Source organism: Sphaerimonospora mesophila (assembly GCF_001417795.1).
Taxonomy (GTDB): domain Bacteria; phylum Actinomycetota; class Actinomycetes; order Streptosporangiales; family Streptosporangiaceae; genus Sphaerimonospora; species Sphaerimonospora mesophila.
This window is the reverse complement of sequence record NZ_BCBX01000045.1, coordinates 22,047-41,895: the sequence shown is the minus strand read 5'-3', so window position 1 is coordinate 41,895 and position 19,849 is coordinate 22,047. Positions and strand designations below refer to the sequence as shown.

General features: G+C 70.9%; 25 protein-coding genes. 23 read left to right on the top strand and 2 right to left on the bottom strand.

All coding sequences use genetic code 11. The annotated features are described in order from the left end of the window. Nucleotides 1–87: 87 nt before the first annotated feature. Complete coding sequence (locus tag AP234_RS26175) at nucleotides 88–603, bottom strand: septum formation initiator (protein WP_152990622.1); 516 nt, start codon at nucleotides 601–603, stop codon at nucleotides 88–90. A gap of 94 nt (nucleotides 604–697) precedes the next feature. Between AP234_RS26175 and AP234_RS26170 the strand changes: the two genes are divergently transcribed. From AP234_RS26170 to AP234_RS26095, 16 genes are all read left to right on the top strand, one after another. After that, a complete protein-coding gene (locus AP234_RS26170) occupies nucleotides 698–1,381 on the top strand; it encodes a response regulator transcription factor (RefSeq protein WP_055482396.1) in 684 nt (227 codons plus the stop codon). Further along, nucleotides 1,366–2,649, top strand: coding sequence for a sensor histidine kinase (locus tag AP234_RS26165; protein ID WP_235558384.1), 1,284 nt, complete (start codon nucleotides 1,366–1,368; stop codon nucleotides 2,647–2,649). The genes AP234_RS26170 and AP234_RS26165 overlap by 16 nt, the downstream gene beginning before the upstream one ends. A gap of 35 nt (nucleotides 2,650–2,684) precedes the next feature. Beyond that, nucleotides 2,685–3,110 (top strand): PepSY domain-containing protein, encoded by a 426-nt coding sequence (locus tag AP234_RS26160; RefSeq protein WP_055482395.1) that lies wholly within the window; start codon nucleotides 2,685–2,687, stop codon nucleotides 3,108–3,110. Nucleotides 3,111–3,259: 149 nt separating this feature from the next. Next, the gene (locus tag AP234_RS36620) at nucleotides 3,260–3,871 is read left to right on the top strand and encodes a DivIVA domain-containing protein (protein ID WP_055482394.1); all 612 of its coding nucleotides are present in this window, start codon (nucleotides 3,260–3,262) and stop codon (nucleotides 3,869–3,871) included. A 44-nt stretch (nucleotides 3,872–3,915) separates the two neighbouring features. After that, a complete protein-coding gene (locus AP234_RS26150) occupies nucleotides 3,916–4,782 on the top strand; it encodes a hypothetical protein (protein ID WP_055482393.1) in 867 nt (288 codons plus the stop codon). A 45-nt stretch (nucleotides 4,783–4,827) separates the two neighbouring features. Continuing rightward, nucleotides 4,828–5,196: a DUF488 family protein, N3 subclade gene (locus AP234_RS26145; protein WP_055482392.1), complete on the top strand. Its 369-nt coding sequence runs from the start codon at nucleotides 4,828–4,830 to the stop codon at nucleotides 5,194–5,196. 179 nt (nucleotides 5,197–5,375) lie between these two features. Next, the gene (locus tag AP234_RS26140; RefSeq protein ID WP_055482391.1) at nucleotides 5,376–5,876 is read left to right on the top strand and encodes a hypothetical protein; all 501 of its coding nucleotides are present in this window, start codon (nucleotides 5,376–5,378) and stop codon (nucleotides 5,874–5,876) included. 6 nt (nucleotides 5,877–5,882) lie between these two features. Beyond that, the gene (locus AP234_RS26135) at nucleotides 5,883–7,064 is read left to right on the top strand and encodes an SRPBCC family protein (protein ID WP_055482390.1); all 1,182 of its coding nucleotides are present in this window, start codon (nucleotides 5,883–5,885) and stop codon (nucleotides 7,062–7,064) included. Continuing rightward, complete coding sequence (gvpJ, locus tag AP234_RS26130; protein ID WP_055482389.1) at nucleotides 7,061–7,474, top strand: gas vesicle protein GvpJ; 414 nt, start codon at nucleotides 7,061–7,063, stop codon at nucleotides 7,472–7,474. The genes AP234_RS26135 and gvpJ (AP234_RS26130) overlap by 4 nt, the downstream gene beginning before the upstream one ends. Before the next feature lies 1 nt (nucleotide 7,475). Then, on the top strand, nucleotides 7,476–8,390 hold the full coding sequence (locus tag AP234_RS26125) for a GvpL/GvpF family gas vesicle protein (protein ID WP_235558383.1): 915 nt from the start codon (nucleotides 7,476–7,478) through the stop codon (nucleotides 8,388–8,390). A gap of 76 nt (nucleotides 8,391–8,466) precedes the next feature. Continuing rightward, nucleotides 8,467–8,700, top strand: coding sequence for a gas vesicle protein GvpG (locus AP234_RS26120; RefSeq protein WP_055482388.1), 234 nt, complete (start codon nucleotides 8,467–8,469; stop codon nucleotides 8,698–8,700). Nucleotides 8,701–8,707: 7 nt separating this feature from the next. After that, nucleotides 8,708–9,097, top strand: coding sequence for a gas vesicle protein GvpO (gene gvpO / locus AP234_RS26115; protein ID WP_083502451.1), 390 nt, complete (start codon nucleotides 8,708–8,710; stop codon nucleotides 9,095–9,097). Next, nucleotides 9,094–9,612 (top strand): gas vesicle protein GvpJ, encoded by a 519-nt coding sequence (gene gvpJ, locus AP234_RS38860; RefSeq protein ID WP_083502450.1) that lies wholly within the window; start codon nucleotides 9,094–9,096, stop codon nucleotides 9,610–9,612. The genes gvpO and gvpJ (AP234_RS38860) overlap by 4 nt, the downstream gene beginning before the upstream one ends. Then, a complete protein-coding gene (locus AP234_RS26105; protein ID WP_055482387.1) occupies nucleotides 9,605–10,453 on the top strand; it encodes a GvpL/GvpF family gas vesicle protein in 849 nt (282 codons plus the stop codon). The genes gvpJ (AP234_RS38860) and AP234_RS26105 overlap by 8 nt, the downstream gene beginning before the upstream one ends. After that, a complete protein-coding gene (locus AP234_RS26100) occupies nucleotides 10,450–10,704 on the top strand; it encodes a gas vesicle protein (protein ID WP_055482386.1) in 255 nt (84 codons plus the stop codon). Before AP234_RS26105 ends, AP234_RS26100 begins: the two co-directional genes overlap by 4 nt. Continuing rightward, on the top strand, nucleotides 10,688–11,020 hold the full coding sequence (locus AP234_RS26095) for a gas vesicle protein K (protein ID WP_055482385.1): 333 nt from the start codon (nucleotides 10,688–10,690) through the stop codon (nucleotides 11,018–11,020). Before AP234_RS26100 ends, AP234_RS26095 begins: the two co-directional genes overlap by 17 nt. Before the next feature lie 33 nt (nucleotides 11,021–11,053). Here the strand turns inward: AP234_RS26095 and AP234_RS26090 are convergent, their stop codons facing one another. Then, nucleotides 11,054–12,223, bottom strand: a complete 1,170-nt coding sequence (locus AP234_RS26090) for an ABC transporter substrate-binding protein (protein ID WP_055482384.1) — start codon at nucleotides 12,221–12,223, stop codon at nucleotides 11,054–11,056. Nucleotides 12,224–12,651: 428 nt separating this feature from the next. Here AP234_RS26090 and AP234_RS26085 point away from each other — a divergent pair, with 428 nt between their 5' ends. The 7 genes from AP234_RS26085 to AP234_RS26055 all read left to right on the top strand — a co-directional run bounded on the left by AP234_RS26085 (nucleotide 12,652) and on the right by AP234_RS26055 (nucleotide 19,790). Continuing rightward, a complete protein-coding gene (locus AP234_RS26085) occupies nucleotides 12,652–13,638 on the top strand; it encodes an inorganic phosphate transporter (protein ID WP_055482383.1) in 987 nt (328 codons plus the stop codon). Beyond that, nucleotides 13,635–14,348, top strand: a complete 714-nt coding sequence (locus AP234_RS26080; protein WP_200926723.1) for a DUF47 family protein — start codon at nucleotides 13,635–13,637, stop codon at nucleotides 14,346–14,348. The genes AP234_RS26085 and AP234_RS26080 overlap by 4 nt, the downstream gene beginning before the upstream one ends. Nucleotides 14,349–14,414: 66 nt before the next feature. Beyond that, nucleotides 14,415–16,253, top strand: a complete 1,839-nt coding sequence (locus tag AP234_RS26075) for an ABC transporter permease (protein WP_055482381.1) — start codon at nucleotides 14,415–14,417, stop codon at nucleotides 16,251–16,253. Continuing rightward, nucleotides 16,254–17,369, top strand: coding sequence for an ABC transporter ATP-binding protein (locus tag AP234_RS26070; protein WP_055482380.1), 1,116 nt, complete (start codon nucleotides 16,254–16,256; stop codon nucleotides 17,367–17,369). Beyond that, entirely contained in the window at nucleotides 17,366–18,130 is a 765-nt protein-coding gene (locus AP234_RS26065) for an HAD family hydrolase (RefSeq protein ID WP_055482379.1), read from the top strand. Before AP234_RS26070 ends, AP234_RS26065 begins: the two co-directional genes overlap by 4 nt. Then, the gene (locus AP234_RS26060) at nucleotides 18,121–19,023 is read left to right on the top strand and encodes an inositol monophosphatase family protein (RefSeq protein ID WP_083502448.1); all 903 of its coding nucleotides are present in this window, start codon (nucleotides 18,121–18,123) and stop codon (nucleotides 19,021–19,023) included. Before AP234_RS26065 ends, AP234_RS26060 begins: the two co-directional genes overlap by 10 nt. After that, complete coding sequence (locus AP234_RS26055) at nucleotides 19,020–19,790, top strand: HAD family hydrolase (RefSeq protein ID WP_055482378.1); 771 nt, start codon at nucleotides 19,020–19,022, stop codon at nucleotides 19,788–19,790. The genes AP234_RS26060 and AP234_RS26055 overlap by 4 nt, the downstream gene beginning before the upstream one ends. Nucleotides 19,791–19,849 lie beyond the last annotated feature (59 nt).

The following is a 19,849-nucleotide window of genomic DNA, read 5'->3' as shown; positions in this document are numbered from 1 at the left end:
TTCGGCGTCGGAGACGGCCGACGCACGCGCCCGGCCGTCTCCTTCGGTCGCCCCGCAACCGCCGGGCCGTTCGCCGTCGACCGACGCTCAGTCGTGTTCTGTCACCCGGGCGTCCGGCGCTCCGCCGACGCACCGCACCTCGACCTCGATTTCGATGTCGGGATCGTCGGATTCGAATTTCACCCGGACCTTGTCGTCCGGCCCGGGTTCGACGTCGTCCGCCTGGAACCCCTGGGCCGGCGTCCACGAACGCAGCCTGGCCAGACCGCCCTCGCATCCGGCGATCACGTGTCCGCCGGCGGTGGGGATCAACCGGACACGCGTTTCCGTCCCGGGAGAGGGCCTCCCCGGAAGCTCCGAGGGACTCGGCGAGCTCGCTGCGTTCGGTGAGCTCGGGTGGCTCGGGGAACCCGGAGAGCCGGAGGCGGCGCGGGGATCTCGGCTCAGGGTGAGCGCGCTGCGGACCTCGTCCGGCGTCATCGGACGGTTGGCCGCGTCCGTGTAGTGCCCGCCGAACAGGCTGATCAGCATGACGCCGGCGCCCGAGGCGAGAACCGCCGCGACGAGCCAGCCGGCTATCGCGAGTGCGAGACGTCCGATCACATCGTCCACTCTTCCACCGGCCAGGCTAAACGATGGTTAAGAGCGTGATAACGGACCTGTCCACGCCGCAGAACCGGGGCTACCGTAACGGCAAATGGTTCACGTGCTGCTCATCGAAGACGACGCGACGATCCGCGCCACCCTCACCCGGGGCCTTCGGGACCACGGCCACGCCGTCTCCTCCGCGCACATCGCGATGGACGGCCTGCGCGCGGCGGTTTCGGACCGCCCCGATCTCATCGTGCTCGACCTGGGCCTGCCCGACCTGGACGGAGCCGATCTGCTGCGCATGCTCCGGGCGGTGAGCCGGGTCCCGGTGATCGTGGCGACCGCGAGGGACGGCGACTCCGAGATGATCCGCCTGCTGGACGCGGGAGCCGACGACTACGTGGTCAAGCCGTACAGCGCCGCCCAGCTCGACGCGCGGATCCGGGCCGTGCTGCGGCGGGCGGGCACGGCCGGCTCGGCTGACACCTCGGTGACCGTCGGCGGGCTGCGGGTCGACCCGCGCACCCGCGAGGCCACCCTCGACGGCACCACGCTGGAGCTCACGCCGCGCGAGTTCGAGCTGCTGCACTACCTGGCGGCCCGTGCGGGTGAGGTCGTCACCAAGCGCGAGCTGCTCACCGAGGTCTGGCAGGTGCCGTACGGCGGGGCCGACAAGACCGTCGACGTCCACCTGTCCTGGCTGCGCCGCAAGCTCGGGGAGAGCGCCCAGGAGCCTCGTTATCTCCAGACCGTCCGGGGCGTCGGCGTGCGCCTGTGCGCCCCGTCGTGAGGCGCTGGCTCGCCGTACTGGTCGGGGCGACCACCTCCCTGGTGCTCGTGTCCCTGCTGGTGCCGCTGGCGTTGCTCGTCCGGACGACGGCCGAGTCCGAGGCCGTCGACGCGGCGACCGGGGCGGCGGAGACGGTGGCGGTGGCGGCCGGCTCCGTCGACGAGGAGACGCTGCGGCTGACCGTGGAACAGGTCAGCGCGTCGATCGGCGACCCGGTGACGGTCTTCCTGGCCGACGGCCGGACGCTCGGCGCCCCGGCGGAGCACACCCCCGCCGTCGATCTCGCGGCACGGGGACGCAGCGTCACCGCCCTGGCACCCGGCGGCCGGGTGATCCTGATGTCCGTGCACGGCGCGCCGGGCGGCACCGCTGTGGTGCGCGTCTTCCTCTCCGACGCCGCCCTGACCCGGGGGGTCCGGGAGACCTGGACCGCGCTGCTGATCTTCGGCGTGGTCCTGGTCGGGCTCGGCATCCTGGTCGCCGACCGGCTGGCCCGCGCCATCGTCCGGCCGACCACCGCCCTCGCCCGTGTCTCCCACCGGCTCGCCGCCGGAGACCTCGCGGCGCGGGCGAGGCCGGACGGCCCGCCCGAGGTCCGGGCGGCCGGTCTGGCGCTCAACCATCTCGCGGGACGCATCACCGACCTGCTCGCCGAGGAACGTGAGAACGCGGCGGACGTGTCCCATCGCCTGCGTACGCCGCTGACCGGGCTGCGTCTCGAGGCGGAGTCCCTGACCGACCCGGAGGAGGCGGCCCGGATCGAGGCCAGGGTGGACGACCTGGAACGAGCGGTCACCGCCGTGATCAACGACGTCCGGCGACGATCGCGGGAACGCGCAGCGTGCGACGCGGCCGCCGTGGTCGCGGATCGGGTGAGGTTCTGGTCGGTGCTCGCCGAGGACCAGTCCAGAAAGGTCGGGCTCGACCTCGCTCCCGGCCCGCTCGTCGTGGCGGTGTCCGCCGAAGACCTGGCCGACTGCGTCGACGCCCTGCTGGGCAACGTCTTCGCGCACACCGCCGAGGGGACGTCCTTCGCGGTACGGCTCGCGCCGGGCGGACCGGGCGGCGCCGTCGTCCTCACCGTGTCCGACGCCGGACCCGGCTTCGGGACGGCGGGTGGGCCGCGGCGTGGGGAGAGCGGCGCCGGGTCGACCGGGCTCGGCCTGGACATCGCCCGCCGTGTCGCGACGTCGTCCGGCGGCTCGCTCGACCTCGGCCGCTCCACGCTGGGCGGCGCGGAGGTTCGCGTGAATCTAGGACTCGCTTAGCGCGGTGTTAGCCTGCCCGGCGCGATCCTGATGGCATGAGAAATCGAGCTGTCGGAAAGACGACGGGAATCGCGCTCGCGGGCATCGCCGGCCTCGTGGGCATCGCGTTGCTGGCCGGCGCCGGGACCGCCACCGCGGGCGCCACCTCCGCTTCGAGCGCCTCGACCACCTCGACCACCTCGACCGCTTCGACGGCCACCACCGCTTCGACGGCCACCACCGCTTCGACGGCCACCACCGCTTCGACGGCCTCCACCGCCGGCGTCTCCCGGGAGAAGGCCGTCGAGATCGCCAAGAAGCGCGTCCCCGGGGCCCGGGTCACCGAGGTCGAGCGTGAGCGGGAGCATGGTCACCGCACCTGGAAGGTCGAACTCCGCAAGGGACAGTGGGAGTACGAGGTCTACGTCTCCCGGAAAACCGGAAAGATCGTCAAATTCGAGAGCGAATGGGACGACGACTGAGTCCGCCGGTGCGCCTCGCCCGACTCTGAGAAAGGCAAAGAATCCCTCGGCTGTCGATCACATGTGTACGCCCCGGGTAATTGGACAACTACTGAAGGTGATGAGTAGTCCACGGGGCACGACTGCCGGGGGAAAGGTCGGTGAGGCGCATGGGCCAGGGACATGGGCAGGGGTACGGCTCGGCGGGCGTGGCGGAGAGCGAGCCGTCCCTACGCCCCCGCTCCGACTCCTACGCGGTGGCGGGATTCCTGAGTCCGGCGGCCGTACGCAACCAGGTGTTCACCGTCGTCCGGCTGCGCGAGGGGTACGACCTGGCGGAGGTGGACAGGTTCCTCGGCCTGGTGGAGATCACGCTGACCCGGCTCCTGCGGGAGAACGAGGAGCTCAGGGCGGTTCGGTCGCAGCAGGAGCCACCGCTCTCGGGGGAGAACGCGGTGCGCATCGTGGAGATCGTCCAGGAGGCGGCCGACCGGACGATCACGATGGCCCATCAGAAGGCGCAGGCGATCCTCGCTGACGCCCGGGAGCGCGCCGCCTCCCTTCGGGAGGAGATCCGAGACTGTCGTGACGCGACCCTGGAACGCCGGATCGAGGGCCTGCACGCCTTCGTCGCCGGTTTCGGCAACCAGCTGAAGGAGAGCCTGGACGGCCAGCTCAACCGGCTGCACAACCTGCTCGACGGCCTCCAGGACCCGGACGGGTGCGAGACGGGAACCATGCAGTCCGCGGGGTCACGGGACGCCGCACTTCCAGAGGGCTGAGCCCCTCAGTCCGTGTCGGAAAGCGACGACAGAAGGTCTCACCGATGCCGATTTCGGATTGGGCACGGGCCGTGGGGCCGGTGCTGGAAGGACAGGCCGCCGATCGGGAGGCATGGGCGGCCGTGCTGCTCGTCTGCGCCGCCACCATGGTGGGTGCGTGGCCGGCCAGGCGCAATTCCCGGCGCATCGCCGTATGGCTGGCGGCGGCTTCGGCGGTGATGCTGGTCACGGCCGTGGTCGACCTGCTGCCCAGCGCGTGGCTCGCGGCATTCCGTGCCGGCACCCCGCTGTGGTGGCTCGGGCTCGCCGCCGGGTTCGGATTCCTCGTCACCACCTATTTCACCCGCGGGGGAGCCGATCGGACACCCGATCACCCGGCCACCCGGCTCGGTGGGCTGCACGCTCCCGGCCGGCACCGCCGGGTCAGGGTGGCCGTCGACGCCGCGCTGTTCGGCGCACTGGGAACCGCGGCGGCATTCACCCTGCAACGCGGGATCGAGGGGGCGTCGCCGGCGCTGACCACGTCCGCGGTGGTCGTCATCGCCCTGGCCGTCCATTCGGCGAGCGAGGGGCTGGCGCTGGCCGCGCTGCTGGGCGTGGCCCGGCAGCGCCTCGCACCGTGGCTGGTCGCGGCCTGCGTCAGCCCGGCCGTCGGCGTCCTGTGCGCGGGCTTCACCCCGCTGCCCGACACGGTGGTGCCCATCCTGCTCAGCGTGGTCATGGGAGTCCTGCTCAGAACCTCGATGGTCGGCCTGCGACTCGCCGCACGCAGCAGGGAAAGCGGCAGGCTCACCAAGCGCCAGGTGGCCATCGTGCTCGTCGCCGCCGCGGCCGTCGGGAGCCTGCTGGCGACCACGCACAATCCGCGGGACTATGAGGCGATTCTGTCCGTCGCACCGCTCGTACGCTGAGCCCGGCGGCGGGGATCGGCATATCCTGAGCAGGGGGTGGGACAGATGCCGTCGTCGTCCATCGCGGTTCGCCGCGTCTACGACGCCCCGGAGTCCGGGGACGGGGCACGGGTGCTCGTCGACCGCATCTGGCCGCGGGGCCTGCGCAAGGAGGCCGCACACCTGGACGAGTGGCTCAAGGACGTCGCACCGTCGTCTGAGCTGCGCAAGTGGTACGGCCACGTGCCGGAGAGGTTCGAGGAGTTCCGGCACCGCTACCTCGACGAGCTGACCGACCCCGCCCGGCGGGCCGCCTTCGACCGGCTACGCGGGCTGTGCGAAGAGGGTCCGCTGACGCTGCTGACCGCGACGAAGGACGTGGCGCACAGCAACGCCGCCGTACTCGCCGATCTCCTGTCGGAGCGGGCCGGCTGAGCCGTACGGCCCATGCCTGAATCCCTGATCACCGCCTGACCGCGCGAAACACGACTTGGTCGGCGGGCGGTCCGTTATGTGCAGATTTGCGTTTCTAGTCCCCCTTCTAGGGCATGCATCCGGTTTGTCCGGGATCACCGTACGGCAGGCCCTCGGCGATGCCACGAGGAGGGGCGATCATGAAAGACGGACTGAAGGTGGCCCTGGCCGTCCTCGCCGGCTACTACCTTGGGCGGCGCCGCAAGCTGGGCCTGGTGGCCGTGCTGGCGCTGATCATTCTGGCGAACCGGCTGCGTGGGGAGGGGACGGCGGGCGGCCTCCTGCAACAGGGCGTCAAGGTCCTCGGCGGCGCATCTCCCGAGCTGGGAAAGATCACTGAACGGGTGCGCGGCGACCTGCTGGACATCGGCAAGGCGGCCGTGGTGGCCGCGACCAGCAAGCAGATCGACGCGCTGAGCGACAAGCTGCACGAGCGCGCCGAGGCCCTCCGCCATCCCAAGGTCCCCACGGGGCGGCCCGCTCCGGAGACCGCGGAGCCCGAGGCAGAAGAGGGCTACGCGGAAGAGGAGGGCTTCGAGGAGGAGCCGTACGAAGAGGAGGAGCCCGAGGAGATCGCAGCCGAGGAACGGCCCAGGCCGCGCGTCCAGCGCCCGTCGCGGCCGGTCTTCCGGCGGAGGTGAGGCCCGATGACCGAGCAGTTGAGGAAGACGACCACCCTGGCGACGGGGGTGCGGAAGACGGGAGCCGGAAAGACGGGGACACCGAAGACGGGAGCCGGGCAGACGGCGGTCCCCGAGATGCCGACCCGCAGGCTCGGCCGGGAGGTGCAGAACCTGGCGACGGCGGTGGCGGAGCGGGCGCTCTCGTCGATCACCGACAAGGTCGACGGTATGGCCGGTCGGCTGACCGACTACGTCGAGCACGGCGAGTCGGGCCTGTTCGGCGCGGTGACGGGGCGCGGAACGGGGCTGCTCGCCTCGATGGCCCAGGCGCTCACCGGTGATGGCGGCGACGGCGGCAGCCATCCCATCCGTGCGGCGCTCGGAGCGTACGCCAAGGAGAAGATCAAGGGCATCTTCGGCGGAGGTAAGAAGGGCAAGGGCGGCAAGGGCAAGAAGCTGAAGGTCACGAACATCGTCGAGACGCTCGACATCGGGGCCCCGCTGCCGGTGGTCTACAACCAGTGGACACGCTTCGAGGACTTTCCGTCCTTCATGAAGAAGGTCGAGTCGGTCGAGCAGAAGTCCGACGAGAAGCTGGCCTGGAAGGCCCAGATCTGGTGGTCGCACCGCACCTGGGAGTCCACGATCGTCGAGCAGGTCCCCGACAGCCACATCATCTGGCGTTCCAAGGGGGCGAAGGGGTACGTGGACGGCGCGGTGACCTTCCACGAGCTCGCGCCTCGGCTGACCCGTGTCCTGCTGGTTCTGGAATATCACCCCCAGGGGCTGTTCGAGGGCATGGGGAATCTGTGGCGCGCCCAGGGCCGCCGGGCCCGACTGGAGTTCAAGCACTTCCGGCGGCATGTCATGACCCAGACCCTGCTGCACCCCGAGGAGGTCGAGGGCTGGCGGGGCGAGATCCGCGACAGCCGAGTCGTCAAGGACCAGGAGGCCGCCCTGCGCGAAGAGGAGGAGCACGGGTTCCCCGGCGAGCCCGGACCCGAGGCGGAGGCGGAGTACGAGGCCGAGGTGGAACCCGAGACCGAGACCGAGGCGGAGGAGGCGGCGGGCGAGCGCGAGGCAGGACAGTACGCCTCCGTCCCGTTCGAGAGAGCCCGCCGAGGTCGTGAACCCATGGAGCGGCCCGTACGGCGCCGCCGGCCGCCCATGGCGGAGACACGCACATCGAAGGGGAGGAACGCATGACCGTAGCCGTTCCGTCCGGAGGCGGCGGCCTACCCGGTCGCTCATCCGGATCCGGCCTGGCAGACGTCATCGACACGATCCTGGACAAGGGCCTCGTCATCGACGCCTACGTCCGGGTGTCACTCGTCGGCATCGAGATCTTGACCATCGACGCGCGCATCGTCATCGCGAGCGTGGACACCTACCTCCGGTTCGCCGAGGCCGTGAATCGGCTGGATCTCTCCAAGACCCAGGACACGCTGCCGGAATTCCTGAGCGGCATGACCGAGGGTGTGGCGCAGGGCAAGTCGAAGGGCGTGGCCAAGGGCGTGCTGGAGGCGGCCGGGGAGAAACTGCAGGACTTCGTCTCCGGATATGCGGAGCAGAACGAACCGGCGTCCCGCCCGCGCCGTCGACGGGAGGGGAGCTGAGATGCCGGGCCACACCGGGATGTCCGGCGGCGCCCGGGCGTCGTCGCAGGCCACGCCGCGGGCCGCGTCCCGAGCCGCCGCATCGGGAACCACCGCAAGAGCGGACGGCCGGGCAGCCGACAAGACCGCCCACAAGGCCGCCGACAGGACCGCCGACCGGGGCGGGGCCGCCCCGCGCGACATCGCGTGCTACGTCTACGGCATCGTGCCCGCCGACGTCGAGACCAGCCCGGACGCCGTCGGCGTCGGCGACCCGCCCAACCAGGTCAAGATCGTACGGCATGGCGAGATCGCCGCGCTGATCAGCGACGTCGACGTGAGCCGTCCCCTGGGGCGGGCGCGGGATCTCGTGGCACACGAAGAGCTGCTGGACGCCGCCGCCGTCGAGGTGCCCGTGCTGCCGCTTCGGTTCGGCGCCGTGCTGACCACGCCGGACGCGGTCGTCGAGGAACTGCTCACCCCGCATCACGACCAGTTCGCCACCGCCCTGAAGCAGATCGAGGGCCGCGTGCAGTACGTCGTGAAGGCCCGTTACGCGGAACGCCCGATCCTGACGGCGGTGCTGGCCGAGATCCCCGAGGCCAGACGGCTGCGTGACCGGATCCGCGACCTGCCGGAGGACGCCACCCGCCCAGAACGGATCAGGCTCGGCGAGGTGATCACCCAGGCGATCGAGGCCAAACGCGAGGCCGACACCCGACGGCTGATCGATCACTTCGCCTCGTGCACGGCGGCCGCCAACGTCCGGGAGCCGACACACGAGCGGGACGCCGCCCACGTCGCGTTTCTCGTCGAGGCCGACCGCATCCCCGACTTCGAGCACACGCTGGACGAACTGTGCCGCGAGTGGGCGGACCACGTCGAGTTCCGCCTGCTCGGCCCGATGGCGTTGTACGACTTCGTCACCACCGGATGAGACGGCACATGGCACGGGTGAGACGGCACCGGATGCGGCAGGGAGGACGACCCGAGCGCGTGAAGGAGGAGGACAGATGGGACTGTTCGGCGTGCTGTTCGGCTGGCCGCTCGCCCCCGTCCACGCGGTGATCCGGCTCGGCGAGCTGATCCAGGAACAGGCCGAGCGCGAACTGCGCGACCCGGCGGCGGTCCGGCGGCGCCTGGAGGCGATCGAGGAGGCCAGGCGCGCGGGAGAGATCTCCGAAGAGGAGGAGGCACAGGCCGTGGAAGAGGTGCTCCGGCTGATGAGCGGCCCGCGGAGAGGGTGATGATGCGATGCCTCCCAGCCGACGATCGCGCTACGAATACCAGGCCGGGCCGTACGGGCGCACCGCCGTGTCCGAGGCGGAGGAGGGCGACGAGCGGGTCGAACAGTCCCGTGCCCGGCAGCGCCCACTCAACGCGGCGACGGCGGGACGGGCCGGCGCGCGCTACATAGCCGACCTGACCGCGAAAGTCCCGGAGGGCGTCACGCTGGTGGAGCCGCTCGAGAACGGCTGGGTGGTCGGTGTGGAGGTGGTCGAGGACCATCGGATCCCGTCGTCCGGCGACATCCTCGCGGTCTACGAGGCGGAGATGGACGACGAGGGGAACCTGCTGGCCTACCGACGGGTGCGGCGCTATCGGCGGGGCACCGGAGACTGCGTCGAGGGCCTGCCGCGATGACCGATCCGCGTGCTCGCCCGGTCCTGCGGGATTCGTACGTGCCGGCCGCCCCCGCCGCCAGGGAGTCGGCCAACCTGGGCGACATCCTGGAGCGGGTGCTCGACCGGGGCATCGTGATCGCCGGGGACATCCGGGTGAACCTGCTGGACATCGAGCTGCTGACGATCAAGCTGCGGCTGGTGATCGCGTCGGTGGACACGGCGCGTGAGCTCGGCATCGACTGGTGGGAGCACGATCCCTGGCTGACCGGGAAGAACCGTGAGCTGCTGGAGGAGAACCGGCGGCTGCGCGACCGTCTCGCCGCCGCCGAGCAGCACGCCTCCCTGCCGAGACGTACGGCTCCGGAGGACACGGTTCTTGAAGACACGGCTCTTGAAGACACGGCTCCTGAAGACACGGTTGTTGAAGACACGGCCCTGGAGGAGAGGGCTCAGGGGGACGCGGGTCGGGAAGGCGCGGGACCGGAGATCACGGGCGAGCGTCGGCGACGCGGGACGGAGCGGCACGGTGGGTGAGCGGGACGATCACGGTGGCCAGGGCGTGTACCTGTACGCGGTGACCGGCGACCTGGGAGAGGACGGCCGGCGGGAAGGACTTACCGGCATCCTCGGCGCGCCCGTCCAGGTGATCGGGCACCGAGGACTGCTCGCGCACGTCAGCCGGGTGCCGCTGGACCGGTTCGGGGAGGAGCCGCTGCGCCGCCACCTGGAGGACCTGGACTGGGTCGAGGGGGTGGCCCGGGCCCATCACCACGTGGTGGAGACCCTCGCGGAGGCCGTACCGACCGCGCCGGTGCGGCTGGTCACCGTCTACAGCGGCGAGGAGCAGGTCCGCGGCCTGCTCGACCGCAGGCACGCCGACTTCGCCGCCGTGCTGGCGCGGGTCGCGGGCCGGCGGGAGTGGGGTGTCAAGGCGTACGTGCAGCCGGACGCGGCGGCGCCCGGACCAGGCGGCGGGCCGACCGGCGGATCCGCCGCAGGCGCGGCGGGTGCGGCGGCGGACAGCCCGGGCACGGCCTATCTCCGGCGGCGCAAGGCATCGCTGCGCAGCCGGCAGGACCTGTGGCGGGCGGCGGCGGAACGCGCTGAGCGGCTGCACGCCGCCCTGGAGACCGTGGCGGTGGCCGCACGCCGGCATCGCCCCCAGGACCCGCGGCTGTCCGGCAGGACCGACTGGATGGTGCTGAACGGCGCCTACCTCGTGGACGCGGGCCGAGAGGAGGAGTTCGCCGCGGTGCCCGCCTCGTTCCGCGAGGAGGGGATCGACGTGGAGATCAACGGCCCCTGGGCGCCCTACTCCTTCACCGAGCTGCCCGCCGAGACACACGGGGATGTTCCCCCGGAGGCATCGCCATGACCGTCGAAAGCGGCAGGGGGGCGGCACTGGCGGCCGAGGGACGCCTGCCGGCCGAGCGCGTGGCGCTCGTCGACCTCCTCGACCGGCTGCTGGCGGGTGGCGTCGTGGTCGCCGGGGATCTGGTGCTGTCCATCGCGGACATCGATCTCGTCCGGATCTCTCTGCGCGCGCTCATCGCGTCCGTACGGGAGGCCGATGTCGTCGGTCCTGAACTGGGATATGAGGAGCGAGAGCATGAGCCGTACCGATGACGACCGGAGCCGGGACCGGTGTGACGGCGGGCGGCCGGCGACCCAGTGGCGGCTCAACACCGACCCGGAGGCGGTCGAACGCGACCTGAGCCGCCTCGTGCTCACGCTGGTGGAGCTGATCCGCCAGCTCGTCGAGCGCCAGTGCATCAGGCGGATGGACCAGGGCGATCTTTCCGACGAGCAGGTCGAGACGCTGGGCCTGACGCTGATGCGCCTGGAGGAGGCGATGACCGAGCTGTGCGACCGCTTCGGGCTGTCGCTCAGCGACCTGAACCTCGACCTCGGGCCGCTCGGCACGCTGCTGCCCACCGACTGAGCCGCCCACCGACTGAGCCGCCCACGGCTCGGATCAGCCGTGGTTGATACGCCAGAAGTCCGATATCCCCTGCCGGTTGTGCAGGTCCTGGACGAGCCCCTTGGGGTCGGTGTGGAAGAGCTGCCCCTGCCAGTCGGGCAGGCCGGGCGGGGTGACGATCGGCTTGACCGTGCTGTTCCCGGAGACACCGCCCTCGCCGATCTCGTGCTTGACGCCCTCCTCGGTCATGATGAAGTGCACGTACAGCTTGGCCGCGTTGGGATGCCTGCTCTTGCTGGCGATCGCGACGTACTTGGGGTAGCTGAAGCCGACGAACGGCACCAGGCCCTCACACGTCGACTGGTGGTATCCCTTGTCCTCGTTGTTGCGGAACTTCGAGAACGACATGAAGGCGATCTTCTTTTCGGTGGCGCTCGGCGCGCCCACCGCCCCCGAGATGTCCTCATCCGAGCCGGTCAGCACAGGTTTGTTCTTCGCGATCCGCTTGATCCACTCGTAGGCCGCGCTCTCCTCCTCGGTCTTCAGCGGCTCGCCGTACTTCTCCTGGTACGCCTGCTCGAGCGCCTGGCCGCCGTGTGTGACGAGCTGGGTGAAGAACGACAGCACGGTCGGCTTGCCGAGCGGATCCTGCATGACCAGCTTTCCGGCCCACTCCGGTTCGGTCAGGTCCCACACGTTCTTCACGGGACAGCCGTCGGGGGACAGCCGGGTGTTGTAGGCGAAGACCGTCGCCTTGGAGAGCGCGAGCAGCGGGTTCTGGTTCTCGGCCGGGATCTGGTCCTTCAGGTCGGCCGGCACCCAGGTCTGCACCACGCCCCGCGGGATCAGCTGGCCCACGAGCACTCCGCCGTCCTCGTACATCGTCGCGTCGATCGTGACGTTGTCGGCGGCGTGCTCTCTGATCATCTTCTCGGCCGTCTGTGGAGAGTCCGACTTCACCCCCTCCATGGTGATTCCGTACTTCGCGGTGAACGCCTTGGCCACCTCTTCGATGTCGCCGCTGGAGTCGTAGACCAGCACGCTGCCCTCCTTCTTGGCGGCCTCGACCAGTGCGTTGAGATCGAAGCTCGAGTCGATCGAGGGGCCGGGCAGGGCCTGGGTCGCCGATGACGCGGCGGAGGTGTCCATGGACGTGGAGGGCGCGCACGACGCGACGGCGGCCGCCAGCAGTGCGATGGGAAGGATCTTTCGGGTACGCCTCACGTGGCGTCACTCCTCTTGCTTCTAGGGGGTGTAGGCGCCTTCCCCGAACCCCGATCGAGCGCCATGAGCTCAACGATGAACGTCCGGTAGATAATTTGTCAAGACATTCTTACCTGCGCTCCTTCGTCCGCGCACTCGCCGGCCTGCGACGATCGGGCGGGGTCGTGACGTACGGCTCCCACGCCTCCCGGTGGTCCCACAACGTTCCGGTCGTCACTCTGGCGGCGTGCCTTTTGATCTTGAGGATGATAGTTCGTCCGAATGTCAGGACAAAGTCTTGACTCTTTCCCTACCGAACACTTAGAACTGGAGGCCTCCGGACGAGGAGCCTTCATGCCTTTGTGCTTGCCGGGTCTGTTGCCGGATCTGTCGCCGGATCTCGGTCGAACAGGTCCGTTTCGCTTCGCCCTCCTCCCGACTCCCGTCTGATGGGGTGGGCGGCGGCGTTCGCCGTGATGGCGATCCTCTTCGTGCTGATCAGCGGGGCCAACGACGGCGCCACCCTGATCGGGCTCGGGCTGCGGTTTCCCCGCTCGCCGGGATGGCTGATCACCGCGATCCTGCTGGTCGCGCTCCTGGCCGTGCCGTACGTGCTGGGGGTCGCGGTCGCGCGGACCTTCACCGAGGGGCTGGCGGAGCTCGACACCCCCGGCGGCACGGCGACGTTCCTGGCGGGAGTGGTGGTCGCGGTCGTGGTGATCGCCGTCCTGACCCGCAGGGGGCTGCCGACCAGCCTGACGCTCGCGGTGATCGGCGGCATCGCCGGTGCGGGTCTCGGCGCCGGGCTGCCGGTGTCGTGGCGGCGGTTGGGCACGGTGCTGGCGATCGGGGTCTGCGCGCCGCTGGTCGGCCTGTTCCTGGGCTATCTGCTCGGGGCGCTGTCGCGGCGGGTGCCGTCCCATCGGCGGATGTCCCGGCTGATGTCCGCCGCCCACCTGGTGGCGTACACGGCCCAGTGCGTCGCCTACGCCGCGAACGACGGACAGAAGATGATCGCGGTGGTGAGCGTGGCGCTCGATGTGGCCGGCCGGGCGGGCGGGCTCGGCGCGGTGGGCCGGGTCGAGGTCTCGCCCGGCTGGGTGGCCGTGCTCGCCGTGCTCTTCCTCGTCGGGTCGTTGACCAGCCTCACCCGTGTCGGGGAGCGGCTGGGCCGCGGCTTGGTGATCACCCGGCCGCTGCACATCGTCTCGGCCGAGACCGCGGCGACCTGCGCGGTCCTGGGCAGCTCGGCCCTGGGCAGTCCGGTGAGCATGACGCAGTCGATCACGGCGGGCGTCGTCGGCGTCGCGGCGAGCGAAGGAGTCAAGAGAGTGAGGTGGCAGGGGGTGCTGAACGTGGGTACGGCATGGCTGGTCACGCTGCCGTCGTCGATGGCGCTGGGCTGCCTGGCGGGCCTCGCGGTGAGGCTGCTGTGAGCGGCGGCAGGGGCGGCCGCACCGGAGGAGAGCCGGGCGGCGGCCGGAAGGGCGGCGGCAGAGGCCGCCGACCCCGGGGGCTGATGCGAGCCTGGGACGAGCTGCGCGGCCGGTCGGGATGGCGGGTGGTCGGCCTGGTCCGCGGTCAGGTGACCGTCGCGCGGGCGGGGGCCGTGCTGGCGCGATCGACCGCGGCCGGCGTGATCGACCGGTCGGCGGCCCGCGCCCGGATGGCCGAGGTGGAGCACGAGGGCGACGCGGCGCGGGCCGAGCTCGTACGTGCCCTGCGTCGCATGCTCGCCACCCCCGTCGACCGCGAGGACCTCTTCCGGCTCTCCCGCTCCATCGACGACGTGCTCGACCACCTGCGCGACTACGTGCGCGAGACCGATCTGTTCGGGCCGGAGGACCTCGACTTCGCGGTCGAACCGCTGGAGGCCGTGATCGACGGACTCGACGAGCTCGAGAACGCGGTGCTGAAGATGCTCGACGATCCCGGCTCTGTCACCGTCGCCGTGCTGGCCACGCGCAAGGCCTGCAGCCGGATCCGTCAGCTCTACCAGACCAGGCTCACCGAGTTGTTCGCCGGTCCGCTGGAGATGGACACGCTGCGCAGGCGTGAGCTGCTGTCCCGGCTCGACGCGGTGGGCCGTCGGCTGGGGGAGGCCGCCGACGCCCTCGCCGACGCGATGCTCAAGCGCAGCCACTGACCTCCGTCGTCGCCCCTGGAGATCCCCCGACCGAACCCGGCCGACCGACCCCCTAAGGAAGTGGACATGGCCGTTGCGACCAAGGCGGAGACACCGCCTTCCCCACCCCCACCCCCGCCGCGGCTGCGCAGGCTGGTCTACCGGCTGCGTGTGCTGCGCCACGAGCCGACCGCGGCGCTCGGGCTGATCCTCGTCGTCCTGCTCGCCTACCTCGTGGTGGCGCCGCTGGTCGCGGTGCTGTCCGACGCCTTCCGCGTGCAGTACGGCGACGACGTGCACGCCGGGCAGCAGGCGGGAGAGTGGACCGGCTACTACCTGTGGCGGGTGCTCCGCTCCCAGATCAGCGGTCTGCTGTTCTGGGAGCCGCTGCTCAACACGTTGGTGATCGCCGTGGGCACCACGCTGTTCGCACTGGTCATCGGTGGCGGCATGGCCTGGCTGGTGACCAGGACCAACGTGCCCGGCCGCAAGTGGCTGGCGGGCGCGCTCGTGGTCCCCTACATGCTGCCGTCGTGGACCTTCTCGCTGGCCTGGCTCTCGCTGTTCAAGAACGAGCGAGCCGGCGGCCAGGTCGGGTTCCTCCAGGCGCAGGGCATCCGCACCCCCGACTGGCTCGCCTACGGCGCCATGCCGATCATCATCACGCTCGGGCTGCACTACTACCCGTTCGTGCTGCTCCTGGTCGGCAACGCGCTGCGCCGCATCGACGTGCAACTGGAGGACTCGGCACGCATCCTCGGCGCGCCACGGCGGACCGTCGTGCGGCGGATCGTGGTGCCGCTGATGCTTCCGGCGCTGTCGTCGGCGGTGCTGCTGGTGGTCGGCCGGGTGCTCGGCACGTTCGGCACGCCGTACGTGCTGGGTCTGCCGGCCGACTACCGGGTGCTGTCCACCGGGCTGTTCCAGTCCATCCGCGACCGCAGCACCGGTGTGGCCTCCGTGCTCGCCACCGTCATCGTGATCATCGGAGTGCTGATCGTCTTCACCGACATGCGGCTGATGCGGGAGCACCGCCGCTTCGTCACGGTCGGCGGCAAGGGGGCGATGGACCGGCTCGGCGACCTGCGCCGCTGGCGCTGGCCCGCGTTCGCGCTCGGCCTGCTGGCCTTCGGGGTGAGCGTGCTTGTCCCCATACTCACGCTGCTGCTGTCCACGGTCACCCGTACGCCGATGGACCTGAAGACCTTCACCCTCGACTACTGGTTCGCCGAACGGCTGCCCGGGGCCGTCGGTTTCCCGCACGGGGTGTTCCGCGGCGCCGAGATGTGGGAGGCGGCCTGGAACTCGCTGCGGGTCGTCGGTCTGGCCTCGCTGATCTGCGCGGTCGTCGGGCTGCTGGTCGGATACGTGGTGGTCCGGGGTACGGCGCCCAAGGTCGCGGCCTTCCTCCGCCAGGTCTCCTTCCTGCCTTATCTCGTCCCCGGCATCGCCTTCGCCGCCGCCTCGCTGTCGCTGTTCGCCGTCGCCCGGGGCCCCATCCCCGCGTTGTACGGCACGACCTTCCTGCTGATCCTGGTGATGGCGGTGACGCATCTGCCGTACAGCTCGCGCTCGGGGATAGCGGCGATGACGCAGCTCGGCGTCGAGCCCGAGGAGGCGGCGCAGATCGCCGGCGCCTCGTGGTGGCAGCGGATGCGGCGGATCATCTTCCCGATCCAGAAGGGCGCCCTCGTCACCGGGGTGGTGCTGCCGTTCATCTCGGGGCTCAAGGAGCTCAGCATCGTGATCATGCTGACCACGACCGGAACCCAGCTGCTCACGACCCTCTCGATCGGCCTCGTCGACTACGGATACACCCAGCTCGCCAATGCGGTCGTGCTCGTGATCGCGCTGGTCTCCTTCACCATGACCTACCTCACCCAGCGCCTGACCAAGAGCAGCCTGGCGTCCGGCATAGGAGGATAGATGCCGAACATCACCCTGAGCGGAGTCGCCAAAAGCTATGGCGGGGGCGACTACGCCGTGAAGAACCTGGATCTCACCGTTCCCGACGGAGCGTTCATGTGTCTGCTCGGCCCGTCGGGCTGCGGCAAGACCACCACGCTGCGGATGATCGCCGGGCTGGAGCAGCCGACCTCCGGGACCATCGCCGTGGACGACCGGATCCTCGACTCCGTCGAGCGCGGTCTCTACGTCCCGCCCGAGAAACGCGGGATGGGGCTGGTCTTCCAGAACTACGCGCTCTGGCCGCACCTGTCCGTACGCGAGAACGTCGAGTTCGGTCTGCGCATGCGCAAGGTGCCCGCCCCCGAGCGGCGGGCCAAGGCCGAGGCGGCGCTGCGGATGGTGCACGTCGACGCGGCCATGGACCGCTATCCCTCCCAGCTGTCGGGCGGCCAGCAGCAGCGCGTCGCGCTGGCCAGAATGCTGGCGATCAACCCCTCGGTGCTGCTGCTCGACGAGCCGCTGTCCAACCTCGACGCCCGGCTGAGGCTGGAGATGCGCGCCGAGCTCAAGCGCATCCACGAGGAGTCCGGCGCGACGATCGTCTTCGTCACCCACGACCAGCTCGAGGCGCTCACCATGGCCACCGACATCGCGGTCATGAACGAGGGCGAGCTGCAGCAACTGGCCGCGCCGATGGAGATGTACGCCCGGCCGGCCAACCGGTTCGTGGCGGAGTTCGTCGGCAGCCCCCCGATGGCGATCATCGACGTCGTCCCCCCGGGCGGCGGGCGGGCCTCCACCGGGCTGGCCGCGTCGCTGACGCGCTTCGCCGAGTCGCGGGTGGGCCCGTGCGCTCCCGCCGCCGTCGGCGTCCGGCCCGAGGCGCTGCGCCTCGGCACGCCGCCGTCCGGTGCCGGATGGCGTGAGGAGGCCGTCGTGGAGGCGGTGCTGCCGGCCGGATCGTCCTGGACCGTACGGCTGCGCGTGCTGGACACCGAGCTGTACGCGGTGTCCTACACCCCGGTCGACGCCGCCCCCGGCGACGTGCTGGACTGCTGGACCGAGCAGATGCACCTGTTCGACGCGGACGGCATACGGATCTTCTCCCTGGACGGGGCGGAGGTCCGGGCGTGATCCGGCCCGAGGCCCTGCTGCTGGATTTCGGCGGGGTCGTCGTGGAGACCACGAGGCGCCCGTCGTGGGTGGCCGAGCTCGCCGCGGAGGTGCACGGCCTCCTCCTCCGGGCGGGTTTCGAGGGCCTGGGAACGGAGGACATCGAGAGCGACATCCGCGCGGGCGCACGGGCCGACAAATATTGGAAGGACTCCACCTCCCGGCAGTTCGCCCCGGCGGAGATGACCCATCGCGGGTTCTGGGCCGACTACGTCGCGGCCGACTGGCCCGACCAGGCCAGGGCACTGGTCACGGCGGAGGCGACCCCGCTGTGCCGGCGGATGGGCGAGCTGCGCAGCGGCCGCAAGGTCAGGCCCGGGATGGTGGAGCTGCTGACCGCGTGCTGGGCGCGCGGGATCAGGCCGGGCGTCGTCAGCAACGCCCTGTGCGGCATCGTCCACCGCGATTTCCTGGCCGCCACCGGCCTCGACCGCCAGATGGCCGTGCAGGTCTACAGCGACGAGGTCGGTGTGCGCAAGCCCAACCCCGAGATGATCTGGATCGCCTGCCGGGCGCTCGGCGTCGATCCGGGGCAGGTCTGGTATGTGGGCGACAACTACGACCGAGATGTGGTCTGCGGCGCCCGCGCCGGCGTGGCCGCCACCGTTTTGATGATCTCCCGGAGCACCGAGGAGATCCCGTACCGGGTGCGGCAGAACCCGCAGGCGACCGTCGAGGATCCGCGCGGTCTGCTGCACCTGCTGGAGGAGACATGGATCTGAACACCTCGCGTGAGCTGGCCGCGATCGCGGTCGAGGCGGCGCGGGCGGTCGGCGACCGGCTACGCGGCGCCTTCCGTTCCCGGCCGGCCGTGCAGACCAAGCGCGACTTCCACGACCCGGTGACCGAGCACGACAAGGCGGCCGAGGAGCGCATCCGGGAGGTCATCGCCCGCCTGTGCCCGGACAGCGTCGTCGTCGGCGAGGAGAAGGGGACCCGGGGGCAGGGGGACATCAGCTGGTATGTCGACCCCATCGACGGCACCGCCAACTTCGCCGCAGGGCTGCCCTTCTTCTGCACCTCCATCGGGGCCGTGGTGGACGGCAGGGTCGTCGCGGGAGTCGTCTACGACCCCGTGCGCGACGACGAGTTCACCGCCTCCCTGGCGGGAGCCACCTGCAACGGTGAGCCGATCCGCAGCACCGGCGCGCGCACGGACCGCGAGGCCGTACTGCTCGCGAGCTATCCGACCCCGCGCGATCTGGCCGCCGACGGGGAGGAGACCGCGCTCCGGCGGTTCGCCAGGATGCAGTACGCCTTCGCCACCACCCGCCGGCCGGGAAGCGCGGCGCTGAAGCTGGCGCACATCGCCGCCGGCTGGTCCGACGTCGCGTTCGGCACGCACGTCAACGCCTGGGACGTGGCGGCCGGGTCGCTCCTGGTCGAGCGGGCCGGAGGCGTCTTCATCCCGCTGTCGGGCAGCGTCCTTACTCCCGGCGCCTATCTCGCCTGCGTCGGCGGTTTCGACCTGGCCGGATCGGTGCTGGCCGAGGTCTTCCCGGCGATCTCGGCGGCCGTCGCGACAGGGAAGCCGACAGGGAAGCCGACGGGGGCGTCGACAGGGGAGACGGCAGGGATGCCGGCAGGGGACGCCCCGGGCCGGGGGGCCTCGTGATCCGCTGGATCGTCACCGACCTGGACGGCACACTCGTCGGACGCGACCTCGCCATGGTGCCGTCGGGCCGGGAGGCACTCGGCCGATTCCGCGCGGCCGGCGGCGAGGTGATCATCGCGACCGGGCGGATGGAGGCGTCGGCCCGCCCCTACTACGACGAGCTGGGGCTGAGCGGGGCCGCGATCCTCTACAACGGCGCCAGGACGGTCGACCTCGCCACCGGGGAGGTGCTGCGCTCACGCCACCTGCCGGTGACCGCGTGGAAGGTGCTGCTCGACCTGTTCGACGACCTTCCGGAGGGCGTCTATCCGGTCGCGTTCTCCGCGGGCGAGGCCCTGGCCCGGCATGACGTGCCAGAGCTGCGGGCCTACGCCCGCCGAGACGGGATCACGCTGCGGGATCCGGGCGCGTGGACGGCGCTTCCCGCCGATGAGATCACCAAATGCATGCTGATCGGCGATCGGCTGCCGCGCCTCGAAATCCCGGGCACCGTGGCGGTCAAATCCGAGGTGACCTACCTGGAGGTGCTGCCCGAGGGGGCGACCAAGGGCGCCGCGCTGCGCGAGCTGGCCGCCGCCCGGGGCGTGCCGCTGGAGCGGATCGCGGCCGTCGGCGACAACCCCAACGACATCGATATGATCACCTCCGCCGGGCTGGGGGCGGCGGTCGGCGACGGCCACCCGGACGTCCTGGCGGCGGCCGACGTCGTGGTGGGAACCTGCGCCGCCGGGGCCGTCGCCGACGTGGTGCGGCTGGCCATGTCGTGATCCGGACACTCCCCCGGCCGGTCGTCGAGTGAAGATCGCTGTGAGCCGTTCACCGCCCC